The 26,076-nt window shown below is 65.9% G+C and carries 21 protein-coding genes and 1 tRNA gene; 10 read left to right on the forward strand and 12 right to left on the reverse strand.

Features of this window, described 5'->3' with window-relative positions; all coding sequences use genetic code 11:
- Positions 1-66: 66 nt before the first annotated feature.
- From E3T35_RS11025 to E3T35_RS11035, 3 genes are all read right to left on the reverse strand, one after another.
- Positions 67-1,146 carry a YeiH family protein gene (locus E3T35_RS11025; protein WP_134345248.1) on the reverse strand — a complete coding sequence of 360 codons (1,080 nt, stop codon included), beginning with the start codon at positions 1,144-1,146 and terminating at the stop codon, positions 67-69.
- Between the two features lie 101 nt (positions 1,147-1,247).
- Positions 1,248-2,645 (reverse strand): DMT family transporter, encoded by a 1,398-nt coding sequence (locus E3T35_RS11030; RefSeq protein WP_134345249.1) that lies wholly within the window; start codon positions 2,643-2,645, stop codon positions 1,248-1,250.
- Positions 2,646-2,756: 111 nt separating this feature from the next.
- Complete coding sequence (locus E3T35_RS11035) at positions 2,757-4,067, reverse strand: UDP-glucose/GDP-mannose dehydrogenase family protein (protein ID WP_134379095.1); 1,311 nt, start codon at positions 4,065-4,067, stop codon at positions 2,757-2,759.
- 384 nt (positions 4,068-4,451) lie between these two features.
- On the opposite strand from E3T35_RS11035, the gene E3T35_RS11040 reads away from it, so the two are divergent.
- The 4 genes from E3T35_RS11040 (at position 4,452) to E3T35_RS11055 (ending at position 9,567) form a co-directional block, all read left to right on the forward strand.
- Positions 4,452-5,111, forward strand: a complete 660-nt coding sequence (locus tag E3T35_RS11040; protein WP_134379097.1) for a hypothetical protein — start codon at positions 4,452-4,454, stop codon at positions 5,109-5,111.
- 87 nt (positions 5,112-5,198) lie between these two features.
- Positions 5,199-5,756 carry a hypothetical protein gene (locus tag E3T35_RS11045; RefSeq protein ID WP_134379099.1) on the forward strand — a complete coding sequence of 186 codons (558 nt, stop codon included), beginning with the start codon at positions 5,199-5,201 and terminating at the stop codon, positions 5,754-5,756.
- 44 nt (positions 5,757-5,800) lie between these two features.
- Positions 5,801-8,902, forward strand: coding sequence for an RCC1 domain-containing protein (locus E3T35_RS11050; RefSeq protein ID WP_134379101.1), 3,102 nt, complete (start codon positions 5,801-5,803; stop codon positions 8,900-8,902).
- Entirely contained in the window at positions 8,899-9,567 is a 669-nt protein-coding gene (locus tag E3T35_RS11055) for a signal peptidase I (RefSeq protein ID WP_134379103.1), read from the forward strand. Before E3T35_RS11050 ends, E3T35_RS11055 begins: the two co-directional genes overlap by 4 nt.
- 21 nt (positions 9,568-9,588) lie before the next feature.
- Here the strand turns inward: E3T35_RS11055 and E3T35_RS11060 are convergent, their stop codons facing one another.
- From E3T35_RS11060 to E3T35_RS11075, 4 genes are all read right to left on the reverse strand, one after another.
- Positions 9,589-10,476: an aminodeoxychorismate lyase gene (locus E3T35_RS11060; protein ID WP_134379105.1), complete on the reverse strand. Its 888-nt coding sequence runs from the start codon at positions 10,474-10,476 to the stop codon at positions 9,589-9,591.
- Between the two features lie 194 nt (positions 10,477-10,670).
- A complete protein-coding gene (locus E3T35_RS11065) occupies positions 10,671-11,603 on the reverse strand; it encodes an anti-sigma factor domain-containing protein (RefSeq protein WP_134379107.1) in 933 nt (310 codons plus the stop codon).
- Positions 11,600-12,184, reverse strand: a complete 585-nt coding sequence (locus E3T35_RS11070; RefSeq protein WP_166789926.1) for a sigma-70 family RNA polymerase sigma factor — start codon at positions 12,182-12,184, stop codon at positions 11,600-11,602. The genes E3T35_RS11065 and E3T35_RS11070 overlap by 4 nt, the downstream gene beginning before the upstream one ends.
- Positions 12,185-12,620: 436 nt before the next feature.
- On the reverse strand, positions 12,621-13,250 hold the full coding sequence (locus tag E3T35_RS11075; RefSeq protein ID WP_092339233.1) for a DNA-directed RNA polymerase subunit beta: 630 nt from the start codon (positions 13,248-13,250) through the stop codon (positions 12,621-12,623).
- A gap of 95 nt (positions 13,251-13,345) precedes the next feature.
- On the opposite strand from E3T35_RS11075, the gene E3T35_RS11080 reads away from it, so the two are divergent.
- Positions 13,346-13,418: transfer RNA gene (locus E3T35_RS11080), tRNA-Lys, on the forward strand.
- A 95-nt stretch (positions 13,419-13,513) separates the two neighbouring features.
- On the opposite strand, the gene E3T35_RS11085 is transcribed toward E3T35_RS11080, so the two are convergent.
- Positions 13,514-14,014 carry a MarR family winged helix-turn-helix transcriptional regulator gene (locus E3T35_RS11085; protein ID WP_134379109.1) on the reverse strand — a complete coding sequence of 167 codons (501 nt, stop codon included), beginning with the start codon at positions 14,012-14,014 and terminating at the stop codon, positions 13,514-13,516.
- 39 nt (positions 14,015-14,053) lie between these two features.
- On the opposite strand from E3T35_RS11085, the gene E3T35_RS11090 reads away from it, so the two are divergent.
- Genes E3T35_RS11090 through E3T35_RS11100 form a run of 3 tightly spaced genes read left to right on the forward strand, consistent with a single transcriptional unit; the run spans position 14,054 to position 17,652 of the window.
- A complete protein-coding gene (locus tag E3T35_RS11090) occupies positions 14,054-15,163 on the forward strand; it encodes an ABC transporter substrate-binding protein (protein ID WP_166789927.1) in 1,110 nt (369 codons plus the stop codon).
- A gap of 58 nt (positions 15,164-15,221) precedes the next feature.
- Entirely contained in the window at positions 15,222-16,637 is a 1,416-nt protein-coding gene (locus E3T35_RS11095) for an APC family permease (RefSeq protein WP_134379113.1), read from the forward strand.
- 4 nt (positions 16,638-16,641) lie between these two features.
- On the forward strand, positions 16,642-17,652 hold the full coding sequence (locus E3T35_RS11100) for an acetamidase/formamidase family protein (RefSeq protein ID WP_134379115.1): 1,011 nt from the start codon (positions 16,642-16,644) through the stop codon (positions 17,650-17,652).
- Positions 17,653-17,779: 127 nt separating this feature from the next.
- On the opposite strand, the gene E3T35_RS11105 is transcribed toward E3T35_RS11100, so the two are convergent.
- From E3T35_RS11105 to E3T35_RS11115, 3 genes are read right to left on the reverse strand one after another with little or no spacing between them, the layout of a single operon-like run.
- Entirely contained in the window at positions 17,780-18,331 is a 552-nt protein-coding gene (locus E3T35_RS11105; protein ID WP_134345260.1) for a pyridoxal 5'-phosphate synthase, read from the reverse strand.
- A gap of 42 nt (positions 18,332-18,373) precedes the next feature.
- A complete protein-coding gene (locus E3T35_RS11110; RefSeq protein WP_134379117.1) occupies positions 18,374-19,600 on the reverse strand; it encodes a GAF domain-containing protein in 1,227 nt (408 codons plus the stop codon).
- Between the two features lie 50 nt (positions 19,601-19,650).
- Entirely contained in the window at positions 19,651-20,988 is a 1,338-nt protein-coding gene (locus E3T35_RS11115; RefSeq protein ID WP_134379119.1) for a DUF445 domain-containing protein, read from the reverse strand.
- A gap of 122 nt (positions 20,989-21,110) precedes the next feature.
- On the opposite strand from E3T35_RS11115, the gene E3T35_RS11120 reads away from it, so the two are divergent.
- Positions 21,111-21,551 carry a DUF305 domain-containing protein gene (locus tag E3T35_RS11120; RefSeq protein ID WP_134379267.1) on the forward strand — a complete coding sequence of 147 codons (441 nt, stop codon included), beginning with the start codon at positions 21,111-21,113 and terminating at the stop codon, positions 21,549-21,551.
- Positions 21,552-21,734: 183 nt separating this feature from the next.
- Positions 21,735-23,903: an HAD-IC family P-type ATPase gene (locus E3T35_RS11125; RefSeq protein ID WP_241988817.1), complete on the forward strand. Its 2,169-nt coding sequence runs from the start codon at positions 21,735-21,737 to the stop codon at positions 23,901-23,903.
- A 116-nt stretch (positions 23,904-24,019) separates the two neighbouring features.
- On the opposite strand, the gene E3T35_RS11130 is transcribed toward E3T35_RS11125, so the two are convergent.
- Positions 24,020-25,933: a primary-amine oxidase gene (locus E3T35_RS11130; RefSeq protein WP_134379123.1), complete on the reverse strand. Its 1,914-nt coding sequence runs from the start codon at positions 25,931-25,933 to the stop codon at positions 24,020-24,022.
- Positions 25,934-26,076: the final 143 nt, after the last annotated feature.

Genomic DNA, 26,076 nt, shown 5'->3' on the forward strand with positions numbered 1-26,076 from the left:
CGTTCGCCCGGCCGTCTCCCGCGGGTCGGAGCAGGTTTTGCAGCGGCTTTTGAAGCGGGGTGAAAGTCAGGAAAGCTGCACGGCTCCGAAGGCCAGAGCCGCGATCAGCGTCCAGGACAGCAGCCCGACCGCGAGCGCTCGACTGCCCGAGCGCAGCAGGGTGCCGAGGTTGACGGCCGCACCGAGGGCGAAGAGCGCCATGGCCAGCAGTGCGGTCTGCACCAGGTCGGCGACCTCGGGCACCTGATCGGACAGCGGAGCGAACGTGCGTATCAGCATGGCCACGATGAATCCGGCAACGAAAAGCGGAACGATCGGTGGAGGCTTCGGCCGGTTGCTCCGGGTGGCCGGTTCAGACACAGCGGCGTCGCCGGCAGTCGGGTCGCCGGCAGCAGGCCTGGATACATCGGAGGCAGCGGGAGCGGCGGCATCCGCCTCGAGAGTGGCAAGCCGGTGGCGCTCGACGATGGACGCGATGGCCACGACCGGCGCGAGCATGAGCACGCGGGTGAGTTTGACGACGAGGGCCACCGCGAGCGCGCCCGAGCCGGCAATTTGCGCTGTCGCGACGACCTGGCCGACGTCGTGCACGCCGGCGCCGACCCAGTGTCCGAATTGCAGACTGCTCAATCCGAGCGGATGCCACAGCAGCGGCAACACGGCGATCGCGAGGGTTCCACACAGAGTCACCAGGGCGATCGGGGTGGCGGTCTCTTCATCTTTGGCCTTGACGACGCCGCTCATGGCGCCGATGGCGGAAGCGCCGCAGATACTGAATCCGGTGGCGATGAGCAGGGGTTGATGGCCGGGCAGGCCGAACCAGCGGCCGAGACCGAGGGTACCGGCGAACGTGAGCAGCACGATGGCGACGGTCGTCACGATGGTCACCCAGCCGAGAGCTGCTATGTCGACGAGGCTGAGTTTGAGGCCGAGCAGCACGATTCCGAGCTGCATGAACGGTTTGGCCGCGACGGCCAGCCCGGGCGCGAGGGCCCCGGCGAGCACGGGACGTACGGCCGGAATCTGGCCGACGACGATTCCGAGCACGACGGCCATGGTCAGCAGCGGGACCGCGGGGACGGCGGCATGCACGCCCCAGGCAGCGAGGGCGGCGAGGGCCGCCACGAGTACTCCCCGAAGCCACATTCAGACAAGTCTAGGCGCGCTGGTTCTCTGGACGGGCCCGGGCCCCGTCCGTGGGCCCAGCTTCTAACCTGGGCCACGGTTCATAAGGTGGGCCCGGCGCCTCAGACCGACACGCGCCGCAACACCGGCGCCAGGCGCGCGGCGAAGACCTCGGCCTGCTCGACGCTGGCCGACGTATAAACGCCCGACGCGTCGAGAAAGTTCAGGCTGCCGAGAAATCCGGCGTCGTCGACGATGACGGCGTTCACTGTGGCGGTCAAGTTCGGTGCGGTGAGCGCTCCAAAGCCGCCCGCCTCGTCGTCGGCCAGAAAGGAACGCTGCCCGATGACACACTGCTCGACCCAGTTCGGATCCAGCTCCGACGAGATTCCGCCGAGTTGGTAGACGTGCGGCCGGCTGGAGTACACGCGTACCAGATCCTCGAATTCGTCCCGCCAGAGTGACACTGTGACCAACTGGGCGCCGACGGCATCCGCGGCCTCGATGGCGATGTCACAGAGCTGGGCGGCAAGATCCGGCGATAGCGTGAGGTCGGCCACGTCTTCGTGCTCGCGCGGAAGTCCGATGATCGGCACCGCGCCGGCGAGCACACCGACGATCGGAATCGCCCCGGTGAGCAGCCCGAGCCCCGCCTGCTTGCGCCGCGACGTTGCCCGGGAGAGCATAACGACCCCGAGCAAGGCCGCGCCTCCTCCGACCAGCGCGGCAATCGTCGGCACTTCGCCGAGCAGCAGCCAGCCCAGGAGCAGCGAGAAAATCGGCACGATCAGCAGCAGCGAACCGCCCTCGGCGACGCTCGTGCGCGACAGGGTCTGGTTCCAGAGGCAGTAGCCGAGCACGGTGCTCACGACCACCAGTACCACCAGCGCCACCCAAACGGATGCCGTCAGCCGACTGGGATCGATCGCGAACCGGGCCGTGGGCAGCGCGGTGAAACCGCCGATGGCACAGCCCCAGAACACGGTTTCAATGGGAGATACCCGCGCGAACAGCGGCTGCTGCACGATCAGAAAGACCGACAGCAGCAGAGCGGCGCCCACGATGAGGAGGGCGTTGCCGTTGAACCCGGTCGCGCTTCCGCCGCCGAGCGTGATCACGATGACGCCGCCGACCGCGATGACCATGCCAAGGTAGCCGAGCCGGGTGGTGCGTTCGACGAGCACGAAGTAGCCGAGAATGAACGCGAACACCGGCGAGATATTGAGCAGCAGGCTGGTGGTTCCCGCGGGAACGGTGGCCTGGCCGAGGTTGAGCAGCATGCCGTAGCCGGCGTAGCCGCAGAGCGAGACGGCGATCATTCGCGGGATATCGTGGCGCCGCAGCGTGAGCCGCTGCCGGGTGATGAGCAGATAGAGGCCGATGATGGCGGCGCCGACGAGAAAACGCACGGCGGTGAGATCCTGCGGGGAGAGCGCTGTGAGGGCTTCACGCGTGGCGACATACGTCGGCGCCGTGGCCGCGACCATGAGCACATCGGGTCGAGCCAGCCAGCGTCGCACGAGACCCGATTCCCTTGAAGTGTGTCTCGAGACTAGTGCAACGCGGCCGGCCCAGGTAAGAACGCGTTCAAAACTGGGCCCGCGGACGGGGCCCGGGCCCCGTCCGAAGTACTACGGGCGACCGAGGCCGTGATAGGTCCAACCGGCAGCACGCCAGGCTGCGGGATCGAGGGCGTTTCGGCCGTCGACCACGGTCTTGGTACGAACGAGCGCACCAGCCCAGACCGGGTCGAGGTGCCGAAACTCGGGCCACTCGGTGACGAGCACGACGGCATCCGCTCCCCGCAGGGTCTCTTCGAGCGACTCCTCGTAGTTGAGTTGCGGATGCCGCGCCCGCGAGTTCTCGATGGCCTGCGGGTCGGTCGCCACCACGTCGGCACCCAGGCCGCGCAACTGCACGGCCACGTCGAGCGCCGGCGAGTCACGCACGTCATCGGAGTGCGGCTTGAAACTCAGGCCAAGCACCGCGACCTTGGCGTTGTAGACGCCGTCGCCGAGGGCCCCTACGGTCAGGTCGACCACGCGCTGGCGGCGACGCAGGTTGATCTTGTCGATCTCCTTGAGGAAGGCTACGGACTCGCCGCGCCCCAGCTCTTCGGCGCGGGCGGTGAAGGCACGGATGTCTTTGGGCAGGCACCCACCGCCGAAACCGACGCCGGCGCCGAGGAAGCGGCGACCGATGCGGCCGTCGTAACCGATGGCATCCGCCAGCTGGGTGACGTCGGCACCGGTGACCTCGGCGATCTCGGCCATGGCATTGATGAAGCTGATCTTGGTAGCGAGGAACGCGTTCGCGGCGACCTTGACCAGCTCCGCGGTCGCATAGTCGGTGATGACCAGGGGGGTGTCGGCAGCGAGCGCCGTGGCGTAGATCTCGTTGAGCAGCGCGGTGGCATGCTCGCCTTTATCGCCCGGAGCGACGCCGTAGACCAGGCGGTCGGGGCTGATGGTGTCCTGCACGGCGAATCCCTCGCGCAGAAACTCGGGGTTCCAGGCCAGCGAGGCGCCGCTGCCGGACTCGATGAGCTCGGCCAGGCGCGCGGCGGTTCCGACCGGAACTGTGCTCTTGCCCACGACGAGGTCGCCGTCGGCCAGGTGCGGAATGAGCGATTCGATCGACGCATCGACGTAGCGCAGGTCGGCGCTGTAGCTGCCGAGCTTCTGCGGGGTTCCGACGGCGATGAAGTGTACCTGCGAGCCGGCGGCATCCGCTATGTCGGTGCTGAAGCGCAGGCGACCGCTGTTTATGGCGGACGTGAGAACCTCGGGCAGACCAGGTTCAAAGAAGGGTGGCTTGCCGATGGCAAGTTGGGCGATCTTGACAGCGTCGACGTCGATACCGATGACCTCGTGCCCCAGCTCGGCCATGGCCGACGCGTGCACGGCGCCCAGGTAGCCGCATCCAATGACAGAAATTCTCATTTATTCCTCTCGGTCCTCCCAGAGCATAGTGGGCGCTGCACGTCACCCCAATTCGAGCAGGTTAACAAACGGATGCCGGGCCCCTGCCTCCCACTCCCACCGCCGGTTTCCGAGCACCGTGCATTCCATGTCCGGGCCCGGGCCCGGGCCAGTCCAGGGTGGGGCTCCCACGAGCGGGCCACAGCGCGCCGGCGTGGGGCATCCGTTTGACGACGCTCGAAACCGCTCCTGAATCAGCAGACATTCCGGCGACGAAGGTCACTGGCCGCCCGTTCTGGGGATACCGCACCGACTCGACAGTACGTAATTTCGTATACGGGTACTATAGGAGCTGATTCACACCAAGGTGGTGATGAGCTAACAGTCCGCATCAAATTAGGGGGAATGGTCTTGCTTTCCATGGAAGACGCGTGCACTGTCGTGGTGTCCAACACGCCTGCGACCGGCGTGCTCACCTCAACCGGATTCGACGGCGCCACCACCGCACTTCTGGCTGTGGGGCTGCTGATCACAGGGCTCCTCGTCGTGGTCGCGGTCTACCGGCATCGCCGCAACCGCATGGCGGGCGGACTGCTGGCCGTGCTCCTCGCGGTCTTCGTTCTCGGGGGCAGCGCAATCCCGTCGGCTCAGGCCACTCCCACGGCCACAAAAACAAATACCTGCTCCCTGCTCGACGTCACTGACCTGCAGATCAATCAAGGCTCTACCACCGCGACCCTGCAGCCCGGCGAGGCCAGCCAAGCCCTGCGCTTCACGATGAACAACCCGGCCGATTTCGACATCGAGGTCACCGTGGCGACGCGGGTGATCAACAACACGTCGACGGCCTCAGGGTTCGTCGCGCGGTTGCTCGCCGGATCCACCGCGTCGACGCTCGTTGCCACGGGCAACCTCGACGCCGTTCCCACGACGGTGGCCCTGCGTATCCCGGCCGGAAGTCAGCTGGTTCTCACTTACGCGATCTCCGTGCGGGCCAATGCCGGCAACGAGATGCAGGGCGCGGTCGTGCACTTCGAGTCCCTGATCAGCGCGCGCGAGGTGTGACCGTACGTCGGCGATCCGCCGGGCCGGCAGCATCCCCTTTCAAACACAACTCATCCACAACCCAGTTCTAGTGAGCTAAGGAAAATCATGACCACCAACATCGAATCCAGGCCCTCCCACCGCCTGCGACCAAAGACCCTCGCGTTTCTTGCCGGCAGCGCCGTCGTCGCAATCGGCGCAGGCGGCTTTCTCAGCACGACCGCTCTGTTCACCGACGAGGTGACCATCGGACCGAACAGCGTCGCGGCCGCCACGCTCACCGTGGAAACCGAGACCGTCGCCATGGCGGTCACCGACCTGCTTCCCGGCGTTGCCGGCACGCAGAAGGTGATCGAGTTCGACAACACCGGATCCGTTCCCGCCCGGTATTCGGTCAGTGTTGAAGCCGTCACCTCAACCGCGGCTGTCGACGACAAGGTCGCCATTCTGGGGTGGTTTGACGTGACCATCACCAGTGGTACCGTCACCGAGACCGGCACGCTGGCTGCCCTGCCCGACCTGCTCAACGCCGGCGTGCTCTCGGCGGGTACCAGCGGCGAGGCGACGATCACCGTGACGCTGAACAGCAACGCGACCGACCTGGCTCAGGGCGCGACCGCAGGCTTCAACATCGTCATCGATGCCAAACAGGTCGTTCCGGAATAGGGCGCACCACGCCCACCACCGCCTCCCATTGAACGGAACCCCGCATGTCGAAGTCCATCCAGCCCACCTCCACGCTGCGCCGCGTGCGCCGCGCAGCCCTCACGACCGTCGGCGCGCTGCTGATTGTCACCGCGACGCCCCTGCTGGGTAGTGGAGCAGACTTCACCGGGCAGGCCACCGTTATGGGCAACGCGGTCAGCACAGCAACTCTCACAGCACCGACCGGCCCGGCTCTGACCGCCGCAGGTGTGACCGGCCTCTCACTCGGCTGGGAGGCCGCACCGGTCGGCCCGGGCGCTGCAGCGGACTACACAGTTCAGCGCTCGCTGAGCGCCGACGGCAGCAACCCAGCCACGGTGTACAGCGGTGCTGATCTGGCGACAACGGATGCCGGTGGGCTCCCCGGAGTGCTGAAGGGTAAGGTGCTTTCTTCACTCAGCTCCGGAAACGCGCACAGCTGCGTGATAGCCGATGGGGCCGCATACTGCTGGGGCAGCAACGGCAATGGACAGCTGGGTGACGGAACCACCCAAAGCCGCGACGTGCCAACCCTGGTTGGAGGAGGAGCTCTGGCCGGCCAGACTGTCACCGCGCTGAGCGCCGGCATCGACCACACCTGCGCCATCGCGTCCGGCGCGGCCTACTGCTGGGGTAACAACGACTATGGCCAACTCGGCGATAACACCACAACCAGCAGCCGGTCACCGGTGGTGGTGACCGGCGCTCTCGCCGCAACTCTCCCCACGCAGATCAATGCCGGCTATTCGCACAGCTGCGCCATCGCCGCCGACCGGGCCTACTGCTGGGGAGACAACTCTTCCGGCGAACTGGGCGACGGAACGAGAACAGGGAACCGCAAAACTTCCGCTCTGGTCGGTGGCATTCTGGCCACCGCGCCCGTCACGGCCATCCGCCCTGGCCGCTTCCAGACGTGTGCCATCGCCGGTGACGCCGCACTCTGCTGGGGGAACAACTCCGAAGGGTTCCTCGGTGTCAGCACCTCCGAGATGTATGTCTTGACACCCTCCGCTGTTGTTGGGCTGCCAGACGCGCAACCCGTCACGAGTATTAGCTCATCGAATGGCACGCAGTGCGCGGTTGCAGGAGCAATCGTCTTGTGCTGGGGCCGGAACGGCAACGGTCAGCTTGGCAGCGAATCCGCCCCGGGGGGAAGTGTCACACCGATTGCACTCGCAGGAGCATTGACCGGTTTGGATGCCACGGCCGTCACCGTCGGCGAGATTCACGCCTGCGCTATCGCCGACGGAAAACCGTATTGCTGGGGCACCAACGTCTTTTCAGAGCTGGGTGACGGCGGGTCTGTCACACAACGTTCACCGGTAGCCGCGGTGACCAACGGCGCCCTTTCTGGGGAGATCATCACGGAGGTAAGTGCCGGCCGGTGGCACAGCTGCGCTCTCTCTGACGGTGCAGGCTACTGCTGGGGAAGGAATGACTCCGGCGAACTGGGGAACGGTGCGGCCGGGGCAGCGTCGCCGACGCCGACCTCCGTTTCCACGAAGGCTTTTTCGGAATGGGTCTGCCCGACCGGTGCGATCCTGACCGGCGACACCTGCTCCCTCACCCCCGCCACGACCTACTACTACCAGCTCTCCTACACGGTGGGTGAGTGGACGGCCCCGTCAAGCGGATGGCTGCCGGTCGCGACCACCGCGCCCGCTGCAGCCGGTTCGCCCAGCCGGGGCGCGGCATCCACGTCGACCGCTTTGAGCGTGGACTGGCCCGATGCGTCTTGGGGGTCCGGCATCGACCCGAGCTACACGCTGCAGCGTTCACTGAGTGCCGACGGCAGCGACCCGACCACGGTGTACACCGGCGCTGACCTGACGAAGACGGATGCTGGCGGGTTGTCTGGCGACATTAGAGGGCAGACTGTCACATCTGTGTCTGCCGGATTCTCCCATACCTGCGCCCTTGCTGGTGGATCCGCTTATTGCTGGGGCGAAAACGACTACGGCCAGCTCGGCGACGGAACCACCATCACGAAGCCCACGCCGACGCCGGTCGGCGGTCTGCTCGACGGTAAAACCGTCACCACCATCTCGGCCGGCGAATACTACACCTGCGCCACGGCCGAGGGTCAGGCCTACTGTTGGGGAACGAACGGCTACGGGCAGCTCGGCGACAACACGACCACAAACCACCTAACGCCGGAGCGTGTCGAGGGCGAACTCGCGTCGAAATCCAACGTCACCAGCATCAGCGCGAGCCAGTCGAGCACCTGCGCCGTTGCCGACGCGCGGGCTTATTGCTGGGGAGCCAATTGGTGGGGACAGCTGGGCATCGGCACCACCGATCAGCAGTTGGTGCCCATTGCCCTCGTCGGCGACCTGATCGGCAAGACGGTCACCTCGATCACCGCCGGCAACACCCACACCTGTGCCATTGCCGATGGCAGCGTGTACTGCTCGGGCAGCAACTGGTACCGTCAACTCGGTACGGGTACCGACGACGAAATGGAGCTGACACCACTTCCAGTGATTGGTCTCCCGGCTGGAACGACCAGGGTTGATTCGGCAAATGGATTCAGCTGCGCCGTGGCAGCAGGCGCGGTCTATTGTTGGGGTGGCAACGGCAACGGCCAAGTTGGCGATGGCACGACGGCGTGGCGCGCAACGCCCACTGCCGTTGGCGGGCTTCTCGTTGGACAAACGGCCACCGACGTCAGCGTCGACAGCTATCACGCCTGTGCAGCCGCCAGTGGCGTTGCCTATTGCTGGGGCCTCAACGGGAGTTCTCAACTCGGCGACGGGACTACGACCTCCTCCTATTTACCGCGTGAAGTCGTGCGAACCGGTGTGCTCGCAGACCAGAACGTCGCGGTTGTCGATGCCGCAGTAAACGGGACCTGCGCGATCGCCGCTGGCTCGGTGTACTGCTGGGGCAACAATGCCAGTGGGCAGCTGGGTGACGGAAGCACCACGAACTCCGCAGTGCCGGTCCCGACCGATCCCACTATTTTCCAGAGCTGGAGTTGCCCGGCCGGCGCAGTTTCCACCGGCGCGGGCGCCGACGTGACCTGCTCCCTCACTCCTGGCACGACCTACTACTACCAGCTGTCGTACACTGCTGCCGGGTTCACGCCGGCACCGAGCGGGTTCACCGGGCTGAAGACGAGTGAGTGAGTGAATCGGTGACCGACCGACCGACACCGCCGCGATCAACGCTGCGCGCTGTCCTGGCGACCGGGCGAATGCTGCTGATCGGGGTGATCCTGGTGACGCTGATCGGGCCCACAGCGTTCACCTGGGTGTCGGGGCAGCAGCTCGTGAGCGTGGACGGCGGGTCGATGGCGCCCACCTACCTGTATGGCGACATCGTGTTGCTGGCACCGCCGACCGGCGACGACCTCGTTGCCGGCGCCGTGGTGACCATGCGGGACGAAACCGGGGCCGTCTACACGCACCGCATCATCGCGGTCGACGGCGCCGAGGCCACCACCCAGGGTGACGCCAACAGCAGCGCCGATGTCACCAAACTCGTGCAACGCCGCGTGGTCGGCACGGTGACCGGAGTGGTCGGCCAACCGATCGCCGGCCTGCTGCGCAGCACGGAGTCACTGCCGGCCCGACTCTTTCTGCTCGCCATCATCGTGGGGCTCGCGGTGCTGCCGCTGCCGGGCCGGCGGCGGGGCTCGCGGGGTCGGCATCCACTTAAGGCGGTGTCAACGGATGCCGCGGCCCGCCGCGACCACCGTCGGCGCGCCAGCTTCGGGTCGGCGCGCCAGCTTCGGGTCAGCGCGCCAGCTTCGGGTCAGCGCGCCAGCCAAAGGTGGCGCGCTGGCCGGTAGCGGGCGCGGCGAAGCTCCCGACTACGCCGTGCGGCCCAGCAGGTACGCGTTCAGGGCGTCGGTCAGCGCCTGATCGGCGGGAAACGGCTCGCCGTCGAGGGCGACCACGGACACGGCGAGGCGCACGCTGGAGACGAGCCAGGCGGCATCCGCGTGGCGAAGTTCCTCGAGCGTGACGTCGCGGTATTCCACGCGTGAACCCTGCGCGCGCAGGTAGTCGAACATGCTCTGCTGCGTGGTGCCGTGCAGAATAGCGCCGCTCGGCGCGGGCGTCACATACTCGCCATTGATGCGCAGCACGACACTTGAGGTCGGACCCTCCATGACGAAGCCGTCGGTGGTGAGAAAGATGGTGTCGTCGGCGCCGCGACGGTGCGCCTCGCGAATCGCCGCCATGTTCACCGCATAGCTGAGCGTTTTCGCGCCCATCAGCAGCCAGGGGGCCTTCTCGGCAGCCCCGCGGGGATAGCCGCGGTCGAGAGTGATCACCCGCACGCCGTTCGCGCGCACAGCCGTGAAGTCCGACGCCGCAGCCGCGTGCAACCAGGCCGTGGGCGCCGGACCGTGCTCGACGCCGCGGCTAAGCACGAACTTGAGGGCGATCTCGCCCCGCTGCGGAATGCGCGACACGGCGTAGGCGATCGCGGCCCGCCACTGCTCGGCATTCGGCACCGGAAGCTCGCAGATGCGCGCAGAGTTGCGCAGCCGGCTGATGTGCGGCTCCACCTCCTGCGGGTGGCCGTCGACGACGGCGAGGGTCTCGAAGATTCCGTCGCCGCGCTGGGTGCTCAACTCGCCGACGCGCAGCGCCGGGGCGGTCGATTCCATCTCGTGGAACGTGTCGCTGAAGTCCTGCTGCAGCGAGTCGGCGGGCACGGGGTCGATCAGCAGGGTGAAGGGCAATCTCATGCCCCTGAGCCTACTTCGCGCCCGGCCTGGGTGGGCATCCGCTCCGGTGAAACGGATGCTTCCACCCGGGCCCGCCGCGTCGCCCACGAGGGGACGCAAGAGCGCGGAAAGGACGAATTGTGCCCCCTCACAGGCTGGCGGCCGACCTGGGGCCGGCGCGGCGTGGGCGGCCGAGCTGAGGCCGCCTCGGCCAGTTAGCTCTGGAACGCGACGATGGGGTTGGTCGTGGGCTGGTCGGATCCGCCGTTGGGTTCCACGGTGACACCCACCTGGTCGCCGGCGTGCATCGTGCCGTCAAGCACGCGCCAGGCCGTACCATCGCCGGTCGAGTCGAAGGTTCCGGCCGAAGCTGCGCCGTCCCCATTGATGTACCAGAGTTGATAGTCCTGATCGCTCGGCAGCACGGGCAGTTTGTCAACCAGCACCGCGGAGATTCCAAGTTTGTTCGACCAGACCAGGGTTGCTTCCTGCCCGTTGGCGGTGGTCGTCGCGGCGCGTTGCGAGTCGTCGGCCGCGTTGATCTGGGCGAGTCCGGAGGCCTGCTGGGACTCGAACTGGTTGCTGTTCAGCACCTGACCGAAGAAGGATCCGCCGATGAACAGCGCGACCGCGGCCGCGGCGGCCAGCATGAACTGTGCCGGACGCTTGAACCAGCGGGCCTGGGCCCGCTCGGTTGCCGTTCGGTGCGGGCCGGAGCCGGTACCGGTACCGGTACCGGAATTGATGTCCGTGACCGCCGACGCGGAGCCGGCGGGCGCGCCGCCACCGGAATTCGGCGTCGTGGAGGTCGGCCCGGCGGGCAGGGTCGGGGTGGCGATCGGGGCAACGACGGGAGCTGCGTTGGTAACGGAGGTGAGGGCATCCGTTGTGCCGGCCGTAAGCGGCGGAAGCTGCGGGGTCGACGCGAGCAGGGACATGAGGTTCGCCTTGAGCGCGGCGGACGGCTGCACGGGCGCCACGGCCAGGCCGAGGGCCACCGCGGTGTCGTTCAACTCGGCAGCCTCGATGCGGGCCCGCTCGGATTCGGCGAGGTGCGCTTCAAAGGTGGCCGTGTCGTCGGCGTCGAGGGCGTGCAGGGCGTAAGCACCAGCCAGATCGGCCGGGTGCTGCTCGTTACGGCCGGTCATGATGCCACGCCCAATTCGTCGCGCAGGCGGATGAGGCCATCGCGCAACCGCGTTTTCACGGTGCCCAACGGAATGTGGAGCATATCGGCGACCTCGCTGTGACTGAACCCGCCGTAATACGCGAGGCTCACAGCCTGACGCTGCAGCTGAGTCAATCGAGTCATCGCCCTCTCCACCCTTTCATGTTCGAGTCGTACTTCAACAGTTTCGGCCACGTGATCGTAGGCAACGGCCAGGTCACGGATTCCAATTTTGGTATCACGGTCGCGTCCGGCCTGCGACGACCGAATTCGGTCGACCGCTCGCCGGTGTGCCATCGTGAGGATCCAGGTGCTCGCGCCACCACGCGTGGGTTCGTACCGCGACGCCGACTGCCAGATCTCCAGAAAAATCTCTTGGGTCACCTCTTCCGACTGTGCGTGGTCGACGAGCAGACGCTTGACCAGGCCAAGCACCCGCGGGGCGATCTGGTCATACAGTTCTCCGAATGCCGATTGGTCGCCGCGGGCCACACGTCCGAGCAACTCCTCCTTGGTGGCAGGGGCTGGCGGCGCGAGGTCTCCGGCGGGATCAACAGTCATGAGATCTAGCATGTCAGGTCTTTTCCCGTTGCATGTCTAGGGTTCGGTGCGAAGTCGATAACGGATTGGTCTTGGCGGCGAGTAATTCGCCAAAAGCGGATGCCTGCGGCCGCGCTGCGCCGCCGGGACCGGTATGACGCCTCGCGGGGTTGAAGAAGGTCGGGCCGCAGAGCACCTCTCGGCGCGAGGCCGCTCGAAGCGGCGAATAATGGAACCCGGGATTACTGCGGCCCGACCAGACTCCAGTGTATTCGAGCGGACCGGTCGGCGTCGAATGTTCGCCCGTGGCGCACAGGTTGCGCACGTCCGGGCCCACCTTATGAACACGGGCCCAGTTTATAGACTGGGCCCGTGGACGGGGCCTGGGCCCCGACCACGGTGAGAAGGTGCGAGACCAGACTCGAACGGCAGCCCCTGCGCGAAGGGCTAGGCCCACCTACTCCAGGGAGTCGCGGCGCCAGAGGCGCGCGCAGGCGGCGAACTCGGCCGCTGTCGTGGAGAATCGCAGGGCTCGCGTGGTCAGCTCCGACGAGCGGTGCGGTTCGGTCAGCTCGAGATCGTCGGCGATGCTCGCGGCCCCGACGGCGGTGACCCGACAGTAGGCGGCCCCACGATCCAGCGCCACCGCGAAGTCGCCGGTGAACAGTCCGCGCAGAATTTCATCGGCGAGGATCATGATCTCGGCCGGGCCAGTGGGCACGGCGGCGCCCGCGACGAGCGGATCGATCGTGGCGGCGGCATCCGTTCCCCGTTGGTACAGGTACGCGCACCCCTCCGGATCCTGCCGAATCAGCATACGAATGAGATAGATGCGCCAGAGTGCGCCCGGCAGGCTGCGCGGCGTGGCCCGCGACCACAGCTCAGCGACAGCGTCGATTCCGTTTTCGTCGGTGTAGGCGACCAGGCGTTCGACAGTCTCCGGGTCGGGGTCGCTGCGCACCCGGTTGAGCAGCGCCTGCGCGGTCTCGTGCGCGACGCGGCTGATGGCCGCCGGATCGTCGCCGCCCTGGAATGCCTCGAATTTGATCCCCGCGAACAGGGTGGGCTTGTGAAAGTTGTCGGCCACGGCGGGTTCTCCTTCGGGTTCAGACGGCGGTTTTTTGCTGTCCCCCACGCTACCCAGAAAAGCTGGGCGCGAATCCACGGTAGATTAGAACCTACGGGCCTCTAGCTCAGTTGGTAGAGCAAAGGACTTTTAATCCTTGGGTCGTCGGTTCGAGCCCGACGGGGCCCACAATGATCGCGCACGTGGCGCGGCAAATGCGCACCGAATCCCCCGGATTCGGTGCGCATTTCTGTTAGAAGGGCGGAGCGCGCCGAGATTGCCGGTCAAGGTTCGCTCCTAGCGCCCCCTAGCGCCCGCGTGGCGAAGTCGGCGGCTTCAAGTAAGGCTGTTGCGGCATCTGGTCCGAGCCGCTGCTGAAGCGTTTGCTCCCAGGCGACGACAATCTGACGAATGCGCGCGAGTTTGTCACGGCCCCGGTCGGACACATGCACTGTGATTCGTCTGCGGTCGGTAACGGTCGGTAATCGAAAGGCACACGCCGTGTCTTCCAGTGCGTCGACCGTTCGGCTCAGGCTCGCGTTCGCCATACCCGATACCTCGGCTAACTCCCCCATCGTCGGCGAGTCGAGCCTTTCTAGTGTCTCCAAAATGCGCCACTGATCGGGCGTTGTACCCTCTTCCGAGAGCGCGTTTGTCAACCCAAGCGCTAAGCGCCGTTCGAGGTCGGACAGTGTCCAGACCAGCTCAGCCAGCGGGGCCGCAAATTCTGACCCAGGGCGATTACCGTGCGAGTCCTCCGCCATTTCACTCCTCAGCAGGTACATGTGATGGGGCTGGATATTTCCAGGCGTGATAATGGACCAATGACGCCACCGGTCAGCTTATTACTCCCGAGCGAAGTTCTCCTGAGCGGCCCGTCTCCCCACGCACTGCGGCTGGGACTTCTCGCCCCGCTTTCGGGTTTACTCGGCGTGGCTGGCCCGGCCGTCATCAATTGCGCGATTCTGGCCGGGGAGGAGATCTCTCTAGCCACGGAGACGGTCTTAGAACTGGTCCTGGTCGACGCCGGCGGACTGCCCGAGACCGTCGCACGTGAGGTCGACCTCCTGGTCGGAGCTGGCCTGGTTGAAGGCCTGGTGGGAACCCACACGTCCAATGTTCGAGTGGCCGTGGCGGCGCGGGTGGCCGACAGGGTGCCCTACGTTTTCACTCCGCCGCACGAGTTCAGTCGGGACCGGGCAGGGAACGTCTTTCTCGGCAGCGACCCGAAAGACCATCTGCGCCAGCCGATCGCATGGTTGGCTCGGAATAGACGGATAACACGATGGGCGCTCATTGGAAGCGACTATGTCTGGCCGCGTCAAGTACACCGAGCGGCGACGACGGTGCTGCGGGAACTCGGGCAGCACATCGTGTTGGATCGACTTGTGCCGATGGGGCACGTCGATGCGGCTGAACTCCTGGCGGCAGCCAGACGGGCTCGCGCCGACGCGATCCTGGTCTCGTTGGTTGGCCGCGATGGCATCGAATTTCACCGCGGAGTTACCGAGTTGGATGCCGGCCAGTCCTTCGTGAGGCTATGCACCGCCCTCGACGAAAATTGTCTGGTCGCCGTCGGGGGCGACTCAAGCGGCGAACTCTATTCCGCCATGCCCACTTTCTTGCAGCAGGGTGATGATCGACACCTTCGGCTACTGGAATCCTACGTCGCACGCTTCGGGCTGACGGCGCCGCTTCCCGGTTCCTATGCCGAGGGGTGCTATGACGGTGTGCATCTGCTGGCCGCCCTGTGCATGAGTGGTTTGCTGGCAAGTAGCTCAGCTGCCAACGCGGCCGAACAGTTCTTTGCCGCAACTGCGGGCGTTCCTGGTGATCGTCCCGAGCTTGGATTCGACCTCACCCGCAGGCCAATGCGCTTGGCGCGTGCCAATGGCACCGATCTTGAGATTGTCGGCATGCCCAACGGGGTGTAACCTGATGAAAATTTCCACTTGGAAACAATGACGTCTGTCGACGACGATTGGACCACGTATGAGCACCACGACCAACTCTGGCGGCTTGGCCACTTCCGGTATTGAACAATTTGGCTACAAGCAGGAACTCAAAAGAACGCTGACTTTCAGCGACCTCATCATTTACGGCCTGATCTTCATGGTCCCTATCGCCCCATTCGCCATCTTCGGTGGCGTTTTTCACGATTCGGGCGGGATGCCGCCGATCGCATACATCATCGCGTTGGTCGCCATGATGTTCTCGGCCAATTCTTACTCGCAAATGGCCCAGGCCTTTCCGATGGCCGGTTCCGTCTACACCTACGCCGGTCGCGGGATCAACCGCCCGGTCGGCTTCATCGCCGGTTGGATGATTCTGCTCGACTACATTCTCATCCCGACCCTGCTGTACTTCGTCGCCGCCATCGCGATGAACGGAATCATCAGCCAGATTCCCATCTGGCTGTGGCTGATTCTCTTCGTCGCACTCAACACGTTTATCAACTACCTGGGTATCCACCTTGCGGCCGTGGTGATCCGTGTCATGTTGGTGCTCGAACTCTTGGTACTGGCCGTTTTCCTGATCGTCGGCATCGTCGCCGTCTCGCAGGGCAAGGGCCAGGGCTTCAGCTTCGATGCTTTCTACAATTCTGAAACGTTCTCCCTCCCCCTGCTGTTCGGCGCCGCGTCCATTGCCGTGTTGTCGTTTCTGGGCTTCGATGGAATCTCCACCCTGGCCGAAGAAAACAGCGGCAGCAGCAAATCGCTTGGTCGATCCATGATCGCCGCGCTCTGCCTGCTGGGTGTTTTGTTCATCGCACAAACCTGGGTCGCGTCCATGCTGGTGGAAGACCCTGCAGCCCTGATCGCCAATGGCGACCCCACGGGAGTGGCTTTCTATGAAGCGGCCGCAGTCGCCGGTGGTCCGTTCATGTATGTCCTGACTGCAGCATCGACCGCCATCGCCTGGGGTTTCGCCAATGCACTCGTCGCGCAGGCATCGACTTCCCGCCTGCTCTATGCGATGGCGCGCGACCGCCAGCTGCCCAAATTCCTCGCCAAAGTGAGCGAGAAACACAGCGTGCCGGTCAATGCGACATTTTTGGTCGCGGCCATCTCCCTCATCCTCGGACTGTTTCTGACAGTACTGCCGGATGGACTCGGTGCTATCGCGGCCCTGGTCAACTTTGGCGCGCTAACAGCATTCCTGCTGTTGAATGTGTCGGTCGTGTGGTGGTTCATCGTCAAGCAGAAGTCCCGGCGGTGGTTCGTACACCTGATTTTCCCGGTCCTGGGGTTCGTGGTTCTCGCCTTTGTGCTCTACAACGCCCGAGTGTCCGCCCAAATCCTCGGCGTGGCCTGGCTGATCATAGGAATTGTGGTCGCGGTCGTACTCTACAAAACGGGTCGCATGACCAATCCCGTCCCCGTGTCCGCACCGAGCGAAACGCGGTAGCGACATGGCCATACACCAGCTCACTCCGCTCCCCGAACAGTACTCCTACGTGTTCGGGGGGCGCGCTCCCCTGCTGAGCGTGCACCCCGGCGACATCGTTGAAGTCAGCACGGAGGATTGCTTCGGCGGACGGGTGAAAACCCCCGAGGATTTTCCCAGTCAAATTGTGCCGTTCAACGAACTTAATCCGGTCTCCGGGCCGATCGAAGTGATCGGCGCGGAACCCGGTGACGTGCTGGCCGTACATTTCGTTTCAATCACCCCGGCGCGCCGGTACGCCATCTCGAGCACCTTCCCGCTCTTCGGCGCTCTCTCAGCGACGCACGAAACAGCGATGCTGCATGAGCCGCTCGAAGAGCGGGTGTGGTTTTACGACATCGATCTGGATGCCTGGACGGCCACTTTTCGCGCCAAGAACTCGGACTACACGCTCGCGCTCCCACTCGATCCGATGCACGGAACCGTGGGTGTTGCTCCGGCGGGAGGCGAGGTTCGGTTGGTGGTGACGCCCTCCACCCACGGTGGCAATATGGATACCCCTGAAGCGAGAGCCGGAACAACGCTCTACCTTCCGGTCAACGTCGCCGGGGCGATGCTGTCCCTCGGAGATGGTCACGCGCGCCAGGGAGAGGGCGAGGTGTGTGGCACCGGACTTGAGTCGGCCATGAACTCGGTCATCGCCCTGGACCTCATCAAGGGCGGCGCTTCGGCGTGGCCCCGACTCGAGAACGACGAGTTCATCATGAGTACCGGGTCAGCTCGACCCTTGGAAGACGCCTTCCGGATCAGCCAGAAAGACCTTGTGAACTGGGCATCCGATCTCACCGGTCTCGACACTCTCGATGCGTATCAACTGGTCAGCCAGATGGGACTCGCTCCGGCCGCCAACGTGTGCGATCCCAATTACACGATGTTGGCAAAACTGCCCAAGTGGACTTTGAAGGATACGCAGGCCTACGGCGGAGTTCACGGTCGTTTGCGCACTGCGGCCGTGGAATACCTGGCAGCACGATAGCGCCGCCGTTGTCCCGCAGGTTCGGGTGCCCCGACCTGAGCCTGTGTGGCGGTGACGGCCCCTGCAGCGCTGTCGGGCGAAGGGCCGACCACGCCCTATCAGGCGAACCTAGGCGGTAGGCCGGCATTTAGAGCGCGTAGCGGTGACGGATATGGTGGCGATCGCCGCTCGCCTGCCAGAACTCGATCTCGGTGGGAAGCAGGGCGTAGAGCTGCCAGTCGGGGTTGGACCGTCCGTCGGCGCCGGGGCGCTCCTCCCAGTCCAGAGCGGATGCCTCAGCCGACAACAGAGACACCGCGCCGACCACTCGCACCTGCCTCCCGAGGGCCGCCCAATAGAAGTTCATGGCCGCACGCGGGTTGGCGGTGAGCTCGCGCCCCTTGCGCGATGTCCGGGTGCTGGCGAAGTGCCAGGCCCCGAAGTCGACGCCCGCGTTCGTGCCCGAGGAAGCCGGCTCGAGGTTTTTCAGAATGAGCATGCGCGACGACACCTCGCCGGTTGCAGTGGACGTCGCGAGGCTGAAGGCGTGCGGCTGGGGCACGCCGGCGGCCAGCGACTGCTCGAGCCATTTGAGAAAGAGGTCGACCGGCGAGGTCGGCGCCGTGGCCGGATCGAAGGCGGGCAGGTCCGCCGGAAAATCGGGCAGGGCCCGTAGACGTCGACGCAGGGAATCACTCACGCGGCGAGCCTACCCGTATTGCCCCGAGAGATGGCCTGCTTGCTACCCCTTCCGCGGCCCTACCCGCAGCTCCCGCTGCACCAGCAGCGCGAGCTCCCGCAGCAGCACCTGGTCGACGTCGGCGGCCGAGCGGGGTTGCGAGTCAAACACGCACAGGGTGCCGATGCGCTCCCCTGAGGGCGACTCAATGGGAAAACCAGCGTAGAAGCGAATGAGCGGATCACCCTGCACGAGCGGGTTGTCGCTGAACCGGGCGTCACTGCGGGCATCCTCGATAATGAGCGGCCCGTCGCCGTCAATGGTGATCGCGCAGAACGAGCCGGAGCGGGGCAATTCCGGCGCGTCCAGCCCCACTCGGGCTTTGTGCCACTGTCGGTCGTGATCAATGATGCTGAGCAGGGCAGATTCGGTGTCGAAGAGGCGTTGGGCGAGTACGACCAGCCGGTCGAATCGGGCCTCCGGCGGGGTGTCGACAATGGCGAGAGCGTCGACGGCCGCCTGGCGCGCGCGTTCCTGGCCGGCGGCATCCGATTGGGGTGTCGAAGGGTGGTCGGTGATGCCGACCCGTGCTGAATCCAAGTTGTCGGACATGGCCTCAGCCAGGAGCACGGCCCAGCGGCGATAGTCGTCGGGGGTGCGGTGCCGGTCTGGAGAGAGCGTCGCCGTGGGCGAGAACGGCACGAACGTGGTGCGCGGCGCGTCGGCGGCGAGCCGCTCGCTCACGGCATTGAGGTCGGTGGCTGACCAATCCGCGATGAGGGCGAGTGGGCCCTTGAAGATCTCAATGCTGCGAATGGGCGGAATTCCGAGCACGAAGATGGTCGTGCTGCGTGAAGTCTCACGTTCCAGCACCGCGAGCAGGGCCGCCAAACGGTCGCGCCATTCGGTAACGCTGGTGAGATCGAGCGCTTCATTGACGCCGAGTGTGACGACGACGGCGTCGAAGCGGCCGAGCCGGGTGTCGGCCAGGGTGGTGAGCGCGTTCACGGCGGTCATGGTACGGCTGGACAGAAGGTCGATGTCCACGCCGCGGCCGGTACGGGTCGATAGTTCGCGGGCCAGCCAGCCGGGCAGGGCGAGCTGGTGGCTGAGCACACCCCACCCAACGGCCGGTCCGCCGCCAAGAATGAGCACCCGGTCGCTGTCGATTCCAGCGGCGTGGGCCTGCGGTGCGTCGCTCGGTCGGGGCAAGTGGCGGTCTTGGCGCTCGGCTGACGCCGTCCACACTCGTATCAGGGGGCGGAGCGCCCACCGGGTGAGGTCGTGCATTGGAGCCTTTCGTTCTGACCAGTCTCCCCCGCATCAGGGTCAAAAGCGATTCAAAACAGCGCGGCCACCGCGTGCGCGAGCGTGAAAATGGCCAGACCAGCGAGGGCGCCGACCACGGTTCCGTTGATGCGGATGAATTGCAGGTCGCGGCCCACCTGCAATTCGATCTTCGCGGCCGTCTCTTCGGCGGGCCAGCGCTCCACGGTTTCGGTGATCACTCCGGCGATCTCGTGCCGGTAGTTGGCGACGACGTAACTGGCTGTGTCGGCGAGCCAGCGGTCGATGCGGGAGCCGAGGGCGCCATCCGTTGTGAGTCTCTCGCCGACGTCGCTCAGCGTCGAGCGGATGCCGACCCGCAGCGCGCTCGTCGGGTCGCTCAATGCCTCGATGAGCGACGCTTTGACGGCCTCCCAGGTGTCGCCGGCGAACTCCCGCAGCTTGGCATTGTCGAGAATCTCGTCCTTGAGATTTTCGACTTTGGCGATCATGGCTGATTCATATTGCAGGTCGTGCATGACCTCGCTGAGGTACTCGTCGAGGGCTTTGCGCACCGGATGCCTGCGGTCGTTTCGCGCGGACGCCACAAACGCAAGCACCTCCCGGTAGGCCTTGTCGTCGACGAGTTTGTCGACGAAGCCGGGCAGCCACGTCGGCAGCCGCTGCGACACCACGCGCCCGAACGCCTCGGGGTGGGCGCGCAACCAGCCGTCGGCGCGGTCGAGCAGCAGGTCGACGGCCGCGTGCTGCTGCCCGCTCGTGACGAGGCGCTCCCCCACCTTTCCCAGGCTCGGGCCCCACTCGGGCTTCACCAAGTGTTCGCGCGCGACGGATTCAATGAGGTTCTTGATGGCGTCGTCGCCGAGCAGGTTGAGCAGGCCCTGGCCGGCGACGGCGAGCTCGTCGGTGAGGCGTTCGGCGTTGGATGTAGTGGTGAGCCAGGCGCCGAGGCGGCGGGACGGCTGCATGGATTCGAGCTTGCCGCGAATGACGGTTTCGGAAAGAAAATTGGTCTCAACGAATTCGCCGAGGCTCGCACCGATCTCGTCTTTGCGGTTGGCGATGATGTTGGTGTGCGGGATTTTTAGCCCCAGCGGGTAGCGAAACAGGGCGGTCACGGCGAACCAGTCCGCGATCGCGCCGACCATGCCACCCTCGGCGGCGGCGCGTACGTATTCGAGCCAGGGGTAGCTCTCCTGCAGGGCGAACGACACCGTGAAGATGACGGCCATGAGGGCGAGCAGCCCGGCCGCGAGGCGCTTCATGCTTCTCAGGGCGGTACGGCGTGCCTGGTCGTTCGGAGATTCTGCGGGGGACGCGGTTTCTGTTGTCGCGCCCGAGGTCGGGTCGGGGGCGACTTTTTCGTTGCCCGGGGATCTGCTCTGCGCCATGGCTCAAGCCTGCCCGATTGCGGGGCTGCGCGGGTGCACATTTGGGCGCGGCGTGTTCGAGGCCGTGCCCGAGGTGTTCGTGCGTGGGTGTGGCGGCATCCGCTTTCAACAGTGACGACGTGATGTTCGCGCAGCTGATGATTCCGCACCACGAACAGGCCGTTGAGATGAGCGATGACCTGCTCGCCAAAGACGGCGTCGACCAGGACGTCGTCGATCTGGCGACACAGATCAAGGCCGCGCAGGCGCCCGAGATCGAAACGATGCAGGGCTGGCTCCGCGACTGGGATGCCACTGAGGACGGCATGGCCGGGATGGACCACGGCACCGGCGGCATGATGAGCGACGACGACATGATGGAGCTGCAGGACGCCTCGGGAGCGGATGCCGGAGCGCTCTACCTGACCCAGATGATCATGCACCACGCGGGCGCGATCGCGATGGCCGGGGCCGAGCTGAACGATGGGGAGCACGCCGACGCGCTCGCCCTGGCCGAGGCGATCGTGAGCTCGCAGACCGGCGAGCTCACCGTGATGAACGACCTGCTCGCCGCACGCTGGTGACCCGCTGTTCGCTGTCGCCGGTCCTATAACCTGCGACAGTGAACAGAACAGATGCGTGAATTCACCAACAGGTATACCCTTGGGGGGTATACATCACCGCTTTGAGCACTGAGGAATGAAATGACCCGGCCTGATTTGAAGCACAACGCACCCGCAACGCAAGGCGGTACGGACCACGCAGAGATGAAACACTCAGGGATGGACCACGGCGCCATGAACCACGCCGGCCACGGCGACCATGTCGGGCAGTTCCGGCGCCTGTTCTGGACCATGCTCATCATCGCGGTGCCCGTCGTGGGGTTCAGCCACATGTTCTCTATGCTGGCCGGCTATGCCCTGCCCGATTTCGTGGGGATCATGTGGATCTCTCCCGTGCTCGGCACCGTCATGTACGTCTGGGGCGGCCGCCCCTTTCTCACCGGCGCGGTCAGCGAGCTGAAGGCCCGTAAACCCGGCATGATGCTGCTGATCGCGCTCGCGATCACGGTCGCGTTCCTCGCCTCCTGGGGCGCGAGTCTCGGCCTCATCGACGGCGAGCTCGACTTCTGGTGGGAACTGGCCCTGCTGATCGTGATCATGCTGCTCGGCCACTGGATCGAAATGCGGTCGCTGGCGCAGACATCCACTGCCCTGGAATCGCTCGCCGCCCTGCTGCCCGATGAGGCCGAGCGGGTCGAGGGCGACGAGATCGTCTTGATCTCGCCGAGCGATCTGGTGCTCGGTGACCTCGTCGTGGTGCGTCCGGGCGGGCGAGTGCCGGCCGACGGCCAAGTCACCGAGGGAACGGCCGACGTCGACGAATCGATGATCACCGGCGAATCGCGGCCGGTTCAGCGCTCGGTCGGCGACCAGGTCGTGGCCGGCACGGTCGCGACCGATTCCGCCCTGCGCGTGCGGGTCACGGCGGTCGGCGACGACACGGCGCTGGCCGGAATCCAGCGCCTGGTCAGCGAGGCGCAGAACTCGTCGTCGCGGGCGCAGCGCATCGCCGATCGCGCCGCTGGCTGGCTGTTCTGGTTCGCGCTCGGCTCGGGAGTGCTCACGGCGATCGTCTGGACCGCGCTCGGCCAGCCGCAGGATGCCGTCGTGCGCACCATCACCGTGCTCGTCATCGCCTGCCCGCACGCGCTCGGGCTGGCGATTCCGCTCGTGGTGTCGATCGCGACCGAACGCGCCGCGAAGGGCGGCGTGCTGATCAAGGATCGCCTGGCCCTCGAGAGCATGCGCCAGGTCACGTCGGTGCTGTTCGACAAGACCGGCACGCTCACCAAGGGCGAGCCCACGGTCAGTCACGTTGCTGTTGCCGACCAGGTCGCGAGCAGCGAAGCGGATGCCACGGCTCATGCCGCGCAGACTGACGCAGATTCGGCTGGCCCGGGTTCGGTCGAGGCGGGCACGTCGGCCCGGGGTTCTGCTTCGGGTTCGGATGCAGCCGCCACTTCACGATCGGTCTCGACACCGATCACCGCCGACGACGTTCTCGCGTGGGCGGCGGCCGTGGAGGGTGACAGCGAGCATCCGCTTGCCCGTGCTATCGTCACGGCGGCGCGAAACGGCGAGCTGACCGTGCCGCGCGCGACCGAGTTTCACACTGCCGCGGCGGTCGGGGTGACCGGTCTGGTCGACGGGCACAGCGTGAGCGTCGGCGGTCCCAGCATGCTCGACGAGCACGGGGCCCGGCCGCTGCCTGAGACCGAGGTCTGGCAGCGTCAGGGCGCGATCATTCTGCACGTGCTGCGCGATGGCGTGGTCGTAGGCGCGATCGGTCTGGCCGACGAGATTCGCGAAGAGTCGCGGCAGGCCGTGGACGCGCTGCACCGGCTGGATATCGAGGTGGTAATGATCACCGGCGACGCCGAAGCGGTCGCCCAGTCCGTGGCCGCCGAGCTCGGCATCGACCGGGTGTTCGCGGGGGTGCATCCGGAAGACAAGGCGCGCAAGGTAGCCGAGCTGCAACACGAGGGCCGCCGCGTGGCCATGGTCGGCGACGGGGTGAACGATGCCCCAGCGCTCGCGCAGGCCGATGTCGGCATCGCGATCGGCGCCGGAACCGACGTGGCGATCGCATCGGCCGGCGTCATTCTCGCGAGCGACGACCCGCGTTCGGTGCTCTCGGTGATCGAGTTGTCGCGGGCGAGCTACCGCAAGATGAAGCAGAACCTGTGGTGGGCGGCCGGCTACAACCTGCTGTCGGTTCCGCTCGCTGCCGGGGTGCTCGCGCCGATCGGGTTCGTGCTGCCGATGGAGATCGGGGCGCTGCTCATGTCGGTGTCGACCGTGGTCGTGGCGCTGAACGCCCAGTTGCTGCGCCGTCTCGACCTGCGGCCCGAGGCGAGTGTGCAGGCGCGGTAGCGCCGCGCTGACGCATCCGCTCACCGGGCCCACCTTATGGTCAGGGGCCCAGTTTATAAACTGGGCCCCTGGACGGGGCCTGGGCCCCGTCCGCAATGCGACGTGCGCGACACGGGTCAGTGGCAGTGACCACCGGATGCCGGGGGCACGTTAGCGGGGACGTCCAGCACGGGGCTGCGGTCGAAGAAGCCGTCGGGGCGCAGCTTGAAGCCCACGGTGTCGACCGGCATGATCGGCCAGTCCTCGACCCGCGGAAAGTGGGTGAGGCCGAAGGTGTGCCAGAGCACGATGTCCTCGCCGTCGATCGCTCGGTCGGCCGCAATGTAGGCGGGCAGCCCGGCGCCGCCGGCGTGCTGGTTGACGAAGTCACCGGTGGGATAGCGTTCGTCTTCGGCGAAGCGGGTGACCCAGAGGCCCTTGGTGGCGAACGCCGCGCGCTGGGCCACCGACGACTCCGGGTCGGCCAGCAGCACGGGCAGCCCCTGCGGGTGCAGCTTGTACGCGACGGGTTCGCCGAGGCGATTGAGGGAATTGGGGTTGGAGACGTGCCAGGTGCGGCCGATGGCGGCATCCGCTTGTCTGACGCCCTCGAGCTCGGTGGCGAGCACGGTGCGCTGGCGGGTGAAGGCGTTGCCGCGCTCGTTGCCGGGGCCTATCGGAACGCGCACGACGTCTTCTTCTTCGACCCGGTTGGTATCGCCGTCGAGGGCCATGTCGAGGCGGGCGCTGAACAGGTGCTGGTGAAAGGGGGCGCCGAGACCGGGAGCGATTTCGGAGGCGTAGGGATAGCCCTTGCCGGCGTAGGCGCTCGTGAAGACGACGCCGGTGGCCTTCGCCTCGAATTCGATGGTGCCGTCGAGGTAGAGGTACCAGTAGAAGCCGTAGTCGTAGTTGCCGACGGTGGTGAAGAAGCTGATGACGAAGCGGCGGTTGCGGCGGGTGTATTCGATGCCGCTCCACAGGTCGCTGTGCTTGGCGAGGATGCTCCAGTCCTCTTCGTGCATGCAGATACCGTTGCGAATCTCGCGCGGGTTGCCGAAGCCGTCGGTGATGACCGGGCTCAGGTAGGTAATCTCGCCGAGGCAGTCGCAGCCGAGTTCGAGCGAGTTGGCGTACTGGCCGACGAGGTATTCGCCGGTGTCGAAGTAGTTCTGCCAGGACCGCACGGGGGCCGGATCGCCATAGGGCACGACCATCTCCGCGATCGACGCACGACGGATGATGGAGCGTGTCTTCGCGCCGTCGCGAAAGCCGATGTTATGCAGCACGACGCCCTCGCGCACGTCGAAACCCACGTCGAGGCTCCATTTCTCCCACTCGATGTGGTTGCCGCCGGCGACGGTAAAGCTCACGCCATCGGGCTGGGTGATACTGATCGGCTTGAGCGTTTCGCGCAGCGGGCCGGTGAGGGCGGGATCGGTGAAGTTGCCGTGTTCGGCGGGGATGGGAACGACGCCGAAATCGAGCACCTGGTCCACGGTCTTCGCGACGATGTCGACGTAGGCGACGAGGCCGTCGATCGGGTGGGCCCAGGCGCTGTCCTCCGGAAAGTTCTGCACGAAGGCGAGGCCGCGCAGAATGCGGTGGCCCTTCTCGTTCGGGTATTCGAATACCCCCGCGGAGAGGGGAGCGACGCGCACGGTGGCCACGTCGAGGCCGCGGGCTGCGAGTGCGGCGAGCCAGCGGGCATCCGTTGTGAGGAGCTCTTCGACGGCGCCGAATTCTTCCTCGAGCACGGGCAGTTCACCGGTGAGCGCGGTGTCGAGGGTGACGCGGGACTCGACGGTGCCGTGGGTCGCCGAGACGATCACGTCGGTGGGGGCTGCGCCGGACACGTCGTGCAGAAAGACGCGAAAGCGACGGTTGATCTCGCTGGCACCTCGCGGCGGGTCGAGCAGGCCGAGATAGGCAACCCGAATACTGTCGCCGAACAGGCCGGCGTCGGCCAGGATCGTGCGCACGGTTTGCAGTTCCTGCGCGGTGGGAAGTGCGAAGTCGGTGACGATGTCGGCAGTCTCGGCGGTGAGCATTGCGTCTCATTTCCTGGATCGGCCCGGCGGTTGCAGCTCCGGGGATTTATTTCCTATGGTTGTAGAATATAAATGGTCAGCGCTGCTGCTGGCAAGCCTTTCGAGAATCTTTCTGACAAGCTGATGCTCCCAGCTCTAACCGG

The organism is Cryobacterium sp. TMT1-2-2 (assembly GCF_004403505.1).
GTDB lineage: Bacteria > Actinomycetota > Actinomycetes > Actinomycetales > Microbacteriaceae > Cryobacterium > Cryobacterium flavum.

Coding starts and splice junctions, on each gene's coding strand:
- E3T35_RS11025 (WP_134345248.1), bottom strand. CDS start 1,146: ATGTGGCTTCGGGGAGTACTCGTGGCGGCCCTCGCCGCCCTCGCTGCC.
- E3T35_RS11035 (WP_134379095.1), bottom strand. CDS start 4,067: ATGAGAATTTCTGTCATTGGATGCGGCTACCTGGGCGCCGTGCACGCG.
- E3T35_RS11040 (WP_134379097.1), top strand. CDS start 4,452: ATGGTCTTGCTTTCCATGGAAGACGCGTGCACTGTCGTGGTGTCCAAC.
- E3T35_RS11045 (WP_134379099.1), top strand. CDS start 5,199: ATGACCACCAACATCGAATCCAGGCCCTCCCACCGCCTGCGACCAAAG.
- E3T35_RS11050 (WP_134379101.1), top strand. CDS start 5,801: ATGTCGAAGTCCATCCAGCCCACCTCCACGCTGCGCCGCGTGCGCCGC.
- E3T35_RS11060 (WP_134379105.1), bottom strand. CDS start 10,476: ATGAGATTGCCCTTCACCCTGCTGATCGACCCCGTGCCCGCCGACTCG.
- E3T35_RS11065 (WP_134379107.1), bottom strand. CDS start 11,603: ATGACCGGCCGTAACGAGCAGCACCCGGCCGATCTGGCTGGTGCTTAC.
- E3T35_RS11070 (WP_166789926.1), bottom strand. CDS start 12,184: ATGACTGTTGATCCCGCCGGAGACCTCGCGCCGCCAGCCCCTGCCACC.
- E3T35_RS11085 (WP_134379109.1), bottom strand. CDS start 14,014: ATGTACCTGCTGAGGAGTGAAATGGCGGAGGACTCGCACGGTAATCGC.
- E3T35_RS11090 (WP_166789927.1), top strand. CDS start 14,054: ATGACGCCACCGGTCAGCTTATTACTCCCGAGCGAAGTTCTCCTGAGC.
- E3T35_RS11095 (WP_134379113.1), top strand. CDS start 15,222: ATGAGCACCACGACCAACTCTGGCGGCTTGGCCACTTCCGGTATTGAA.
- E3T35_RS11100 (WP_134379115.1), top strand. CDS start 16,642: ATGGCCATACACCAGCTCACTCCGCTCCCCGAACAGTACTCCTACGTG.
- E3T35_RS11110 (WP_134379117.1), bottom strand. CDS start 19,600: ATGCACGACCTCACCCGGTGGGCGCTCCGCCCCCTGATACGAGTGTGG.
- E3T35_RS11115 (WP_134379119.1), bottom strand. CDS start 20,988: ATGGCGCAGAGCAGATCCCCGGGCAACGAAAAAGTCGCCCCCGACCCG.
- E3T35_RS11120 (WP_134379267.1), top strand. CDS start 21,111: ATGTTCGCGCAGCTGATGATTCCGCACCACGAACAGGCCGTTGAGATG.
- E3T35_RS11125 (WP_241988817.1), top strand. CDS start 21,735: ATGAAACACTCAGGGATGGACCACGGCGCCATGAACCACGCCGGCCAC.
- E3T35_RS11130 (WP_134379123.1), bottom strand. CDS start 25,933: ATGCTCACCGCCGAGACTGCCGACATCGTCACCGACTTCGCACTTCCC.